General features: G+C 41.2%; 9 protein-coding genes and 2 tRNA genes (1 of these 11 cut by a window edge). 2 read left to right on the forward strand and 9 right to left on the reverse strand.

Translation table 11 applies throughout. The features are described 5' to 3' along the window. From rpoB to BW942_RS18985, 9 genes are all read right to left on the reverse strand, one after another. Positions 1-616 carry the start of a DNA-directed RNA polymerase subunit beta gene (gene rpoB / locus BW942_RS18945; protein ID WP_082279663.1) on the reverse strand. It extends 3,065 nt beyond the left edge of the window, so the window shows 616 of its 3,681 coding nt (coding positions 1-616); the start codon lies at positions 614-616; its stop codon lies off the left edge, out of view. 222 nt (positions 617-838) lie between these two features. Beyond that, a complete protein-coding gene (gene rplL, locus BW942_RS18950) occupies positions 839-1,222 on the reverse strand; it encodes a 50S ribosomal protein L7/L12 (RefSeq protein ID WP_000102400.1) in 384 nt (127 codons plus the stop codon). A gap of 49 nt (positions 1,223-1,271) precedes the next feature. Then, positions 1,272-1,805: a 50S ribosomal protein L10 gene (rplJ, locus tag BW942_RS18955; RefSeq protein WP_000013204.1), complete on the reverse strand. Its 534-nt coding sequence runs from the start codon at positions 1,803-1,805 to the stop codon at positions 1,272-1,274. A 27-nt stretch (positions 1,806-1,832) separates the two neighbouring features. Next, positions 1,833-2,525, reverse strand: coding sequence for a 50S ribosomal protein L1 (gene rplA, locus BW942_RS18960; RefSeq protein ID WP_001188789.1), 693 nt, complete (start codon positions 2,523-2,525; stop codon positions 1,833-1,835). Between the two features lie 6 nt (positions 2,526-2,531). Further along, entirely contained in the window at positions 2,532-2,960 is a 429-nt protein-coding gene (gene rplK / locus BW942_RS18965) for a 50S ribosomal protein L11 (protein WP_000729204.1), read from the reverse strand. Between the two features lie 26 nt (positions 2,961-2,986). Continuing rightward, positions 2,987-3,532, reverse strand: coding sequence for a transcription termination/antitermination protein NusG (nusG, locus tag BW942_RS18970; protein ID WP_000536871.1), 546 nt, complete (start codon positions 3,530-3,532; stop codon positions 2,987-2,989). 27 nt (positions 3,533-3,559) lie between these two features. Further along, positions 3,560-3,748, reverse strand: a complete 189-nt coding sequence (gene secE / locus BW942_RS18975; protein WP_000869352.1) for a preprotein translocase subunit SecE — start codon at positions 3,746-3,748, stop codon at positions 3,560-3,562. A 50-nt stretch (positions 3,749-3,798) separates the two neighbouring features. Then, positions 3,799-3,869 (reverse strand) — tRNA-Trp (locus BW942_RS18980). Between the two features lie 11 nt (positions 3,870-3,880). Then, positions 3,881-3,952 (reverse strand) — tRNA-Thr (locus tag BW942_RS18985). A gap of 318 nt (positions 3,953-4,270) precedes the next feature. On the opposite strand from BW942_RS18985, the gene BW942_RS18990 reads away from it, so the two are divergent. Then, positions 4,271-4,495 (forward strand): hypothetical protein, encoded by a 225-nt coding sequence (locus tag BW942_RS18990; protein WP_000856890.1) that lies wholly within the window; start codon positions 4,271-4,273, stop codon positions 4,493-4,495. 313 nt (positions 4,496-4,808) lie between these two features. Further along, positions 4,809-5,313, forward strand: a 505-nt coding sequence (locus BW942_RS18995) for an IS110 family transposase (protein ID WP_139325934.1), incomplete at its 3' end; no start/stop codon positions are given.

A 5,313-nucleotide genomic window follows, 5' to 3' on the forward strand; every position in this document is an offset into this window, starting at 1 on the left:
TTCCATGTCCTAGGGATTTAACGAGAAGGGTGGCAGGAAATTTTTTCTTTCTATCGATCTTTGCGATCAAAATTCCCTTGTTATCCATCTCAAATTCCAACCAAGAACCTCTGTAAGGAATCACTCTGGCGGAGAAGACGTCCCTTTTCATATCATAAGAAAAGAATATACCAGGAGAACGATGAAGCTGAGAAACGACTACACGTTCCGCTCCATTGATGATAAAAGTACCTTGTTCGGTCATCACGGGAAGATCTCCCATGTAAACCGTTTGCTCTCGGATTTCTCCGGTTTCTTTGATGATCAATCGGATCACCGCTTTTAACGGCATCGCAAAAGTTGCGTCCGTGTCCTTACATTCTTGAGGAGAACGTTTCGGTTCTCCTAGAATATAATGACTATATTCCATGATCATGTCGTTATTCGGACTTTCAATGGGAAAGGTTTCCCGAAATACGGCTTCTAACCCTTGATGTCTTCTTTTAGTTTCGTCTTTGACATCTGCTTGAAGAAACCAGTCAAAAGAACGTTTTTGAATTTGAATCAAGTTAGGAAGGTAATCCAGATTCGTAATTTTTCCGAAATTTACCCGTTTTCTCTCTACTTGACCGTACATTCTGTGCTCCCTATCGATAAATGAAAAACAATGACCTGTATTAAACCGGTTAACGTTCGATTTTGTCGAACTTTAAAACCGACACTCCCAGCCTTTGGAAATGATACCAAATTTTTGAAAGGCTGTAAATACAACAGAGCAAGGGGACCATTAACTGAGTCTCCTTGCTTTGAGTGAAAGGATTTTTTGAAAGCTAGCGCTAACAGAGTTCTAACGAAACAATTAACTCGCTTTGAGTTCGATCTGTGCGCCGGCGCCCTCGAATTTCTTTTTGAGGTCGTCCGCTTCTGCTTTAGCAACGCCTTCTTTAACAGCCTTTCCACCAGCTTCAACAAGACCTTTTGCATCCGCCAATCCCAAACCTGTAATTTCTCTTACAAGTTTAATCACTTCGATCTTTTTAGCACTGTCAAATCCCTTCAGAATGACATTAAAAGTAGAAGCTTCTTCAGCAGCTCCAGCACCAGCAGGTGCTGCTCCAACGGCTGCTACTGCAACCGGTGCTGCAGCAGAAATACCGAATTTATCTTCCATTTTTTTCACGAGGTCTGCAGCCTCAACCAGTGTAAGCTTTCCAATTTGCTCTAATAGCGCTTCAGTAGACATTTATATGCTCCTTTGATTCCGTTTAGTCTTTTACTATATTAAAAATACGTTATGCGTTGTTCTTTTCTGCGGTTGCTTGAATCGCTCTTGCAAGAGACGCGATGATTTGGTTGATTCCAGATGCGATCGTTCTTGCAGGACCGTTGATTCCACCCGCAATTTGAGCGAGAAGTTGTTCCCTACTTGGAAGGCCAGCGATTGCATCCACTCCATTTGCATCGAGAACGGAACCGTCCATATAACCCGCTTTTACGATCAGGTTTTTGTTATTCTTCGCAAAGTCTTTGCAGACTTTTGCGATCGCCGGAAGATTATCCTTTGCAAAAATAGCAGCGAGAGGTCCTTGATACTCCGAACCGAAAGTAATATTTTTATCTTTGTGAGCGCCAGATTCCTTCAAAGCTCTTAAGAAAAGATTGTTCTTGAGAACTTTCATCTCAGAACCTTCTTTTCTCAACTGAGCTCGAAGACCAGTGATTTCTTCCACGGTTAAACCCGAGTAACAAGCGAGAATAAAGTTGTTCCTCGTTTCCAGTTTACCTTTGAGTAAAGCGACTGCTTCTATTTTTTCCTGATTCGCCATTTTCTAATACTCCAAATCTTATCTAGGTCAAATGGAAGTGTTGACCAGTTCTTTTACGTCTACTTTCACACCAACCCCCATCGTAGGAGAAATAGAGAAAGTTTTTAGGTATTCACCCTTTGCGTCGGAAGGTTTATCCCGCATCAGAGTTTGAACTACGGTGCGGATGTTTTCTATAAGTTTAGTATTGTCAAAAGAAACCTTTCCAACTCCAAGATGAACCACTCCGCCTTTGTCAGGACGATATTCAATTCGCCCTGCTTTGAGTTCGTTCACAGCCTTTGCAACGTCTGTGGTTACGGTTCCTGCCTTCGGCTTTGGCATAAGGCCTTTTCTACCAAGGATCGGACCAAGTTTCCCCACGTCTTTCATCATGTCTGGAGTTGCCACACAAGCATCAAAATCAGTCCAACCACCCGCCACCTTTTCGATGAGATCCGTATCTCCTACAAAATCAGCTCCGGCAGCTTTCGCATCGTTTTGTTTGTCTCCCTTGCAGAAAACAAGAACACGAATCTTTTTACCAGTTCCGTGTGGAAGTGAAATCGTCCCACGGATGTTCTGAAGAGATTTGTAATTTACTTTCGTAGCGATTTCAAGAGTTCCATCGAACTTAGTGTAAGAAGTGGACTTTGCCAATTCCACAGCCTTATCGATAGAAAAGAATTTAGTACTATCTACTTTCTCTTTGTGAGCTCTGTATTTTTTTCCACGTTGCATCTGATTCTAAGCCTCTACAGTGACGCCCATGGAGCGGCAAGTTCCCGCAATAATATTCACAGCAGCGTCTATGTCGTTTGCATTGAGATCTTCCATTTTAGTTTTAGCGATCTCTTCCAATTGTTTACGAGTGATCTTTCCAACCTTGTGTGTGTGAGGCGTCGCAGATCCGGTTTCCAAACCGATCGCCTTTTTAACCAGAAGGGCGGCCGGAGGTGATTTAGTAATGAATGTAAAACTACGATCTGAAAAAACAGTGATCACAACCGGAAGTTTGAGTCCAATTTGTGCTTTGGATCTTTCATTGAATTGTTTGCAGAATTCCATGATGTTCAAACCGGCCTGACCAAGAGCCGGACCAACGGGAGGTGCAGGATTCGCTTTTCCTGCTTCCACCTGAAGTTTGATCTGCTTTACTACTTTTTTTGCTGCCATGAATAGAACGTCCTTTGTTCTTTCTCTTAATTTTCAGTTTTTACCTGAAGATAATCCAGTTCAACGGGAGTGGATCTCCCGAAGATTTCTACTTTTACACGAAGTCTTCCTTTATCCGGAAAGATTTCGTCCACGAGCCCAGTGAAGTTCGCAAAAGGCCCATCGATGATTTTTAAAGAATCCCCCACTTTAAAGAGAATCTTAGGTGCAACTGGTTCCTCAGATGCGACATCACCCGATTCGGAAAATAAATTTTTTACTTCTTCCAAAGACAAAGGCTCGGGGCCTCCGTCTTTAGAGCCTACAAATGTAGAAACAGAAGGAAGTGATTGAATCAAAAATCGAGTATCATCATCCATTTCCATTTCAATTAGAACGTAACCTGGCATTAATTTTCGTTTAGTTACTTTCTTTTTGCCGTTTTTCATTTCGGCAACGTCCATGGTAGGTATCTTTACTTGAAAAATTTTCTCTTCCAACTTCTTTTGTTGAATGAGTTTTTCTATATTCTTCTGAACCTTATTCTCGTGTCCTGAATAGGTCTGAAGAGCGTACCATTTTTTTGTTCCCATGGAGATAACTTTAAGATTCCTTTTGATCTAACCAGCCAGTTCCCAAAACCAGGTCAGCAGTCTTACAAATGCCGAATCCGCAAAAAACAGGAAAATAGAAAAGAAAAATACGGTAACTAACACTACCACTGTTGAATAAACAACTTCTTCGCGGGTAGGCCATTGGACCTTTTCCAATTCTGCCTTACATTCCTGTATAAAAGTAGTTACTTTCACGATTTCCTGCCAGATATTTTGTAAGCCAACGCAGAGAGAGAAGTATCTTTCAGGCCCGGAGAGAATCGAACTCCCACCAAGGACTTTGGAGATCCTAGTTCTACCACTAAACTACAGGCCTGTTCATTTGTTAGCCCTCTACCAGGCTTGAACTGGTGACCCCTTCCTTACCATGGAAGTGCTCTACCGCTGAGCTAAGAGGGCAATATTCCTTCCGGCTCTCTGCTAAAGATGCCTAGGAATTCACAGTATTTTTAAGGTAGGCTAGACGTCAATCAAATCCGGCACGGAAATTGCTAAATACCTTTTTCCGATCTGGCTTAGAATAAAAACTTAGATCGTATTTCAATCATTCTGAGTATTCAAATTTTTCAAAAGCCGTGCCGCTTAAATTGAAAGTTTTTTTGTGAATTTTCTTTCTGAAAGTCAATTTTTCCGTAGAAAATAAAATGTAGGAACTCACACCATTTTTGCTAAATTGAGAACTCTCGCCAAACTTTTTTCTGTAAGGAACTACTCTATTTGAAAACCCCGGTTCTGGGAGCGAAAGCAGAGAGCAAAAAATTTCACGGAGTTTGCAACGAAACCCCCAGCTCCGGGGCCGGTGGCTTTCACCTAAACCAAGGATGTCTGAGAGAAAATTTAGTACAAGGAAAATCTTGTTTTTTAAAACTTAGATTTTGTATTTTTATAAAAACTTTTCAAACCAAAACCCTCAGTCTTTTAAATAACACGAGTTCAATATAAGAAACGCTTAATTCCCGTCGAGCGACCATAGAAGCGAGACGCTGAGTTTCTTCGAGCGACCGTAGATTAGTATGTTTCTTGAACGTAAGACAGTTCCGAATGTGATATTCTTGAATCGACGGAGTCAAGAAGGCCGGTGGCAGATTGATCGCTCTCTTGGGGCTTAGACCCCGATCCATAGATGAATCTAAATCGGCCACCGCAAACCCATGTGTGGCAACTTCACAAAGTTGACCACGAATAGGAGTGCTGGTATATCACAACTCGGGCTTGTTAAGACCTTCCGCTCCACTTAAAACTTTAGGAGAAAGAAATGAAAAGTCAAGAAATCAAATACGTAGGAATCGACTGTGGAAAAAAAACTTTAGAAGTCATACGGATCGGAGACAACTCTCTTCATCAAAGACAACAATTTTCAACAACAGAAATTGGAATTTCTAAATTGATAAATTGGCTCAATCCAAATGATGTAGTAGGCTTAGAAGCAGGCTCTCAATCTTTTAGAATTGCAAAATCAATATTAAACAAAGGGATTCAAGTGATCGTCTTGAATCCAGGAGACTTAGCAACAATCTATCAATCTTTAAAAAAAACAGATAAAGAAGACTCTCTCAAGATTGCGAGACTCATACAACGTTTTCCAATAGAAGAATTACCGGTCGTTCCGATTCCAAACGATGAAGAGGAGGACAATAGAAGACTATGCACGGAACAAGAGAACTGGACAAGGCAACTAACGCAAAGTAAGAATCGACTTCATAGTTTATTTACTCAAGCCGGTTTGACACATATCACTAAAAAGCATTTAAGAACAAAAG

Origin of the sequence: Leptospira interrogans (genome assembly GCF_900156205.1) — a bacterium.
Classification (GTDB): domain Bacteria; phylum Spirochaetota; class Leptospiria; order Leptospirales; family Leptospiraceae; genus Leptospira; species Leptospira interrogans.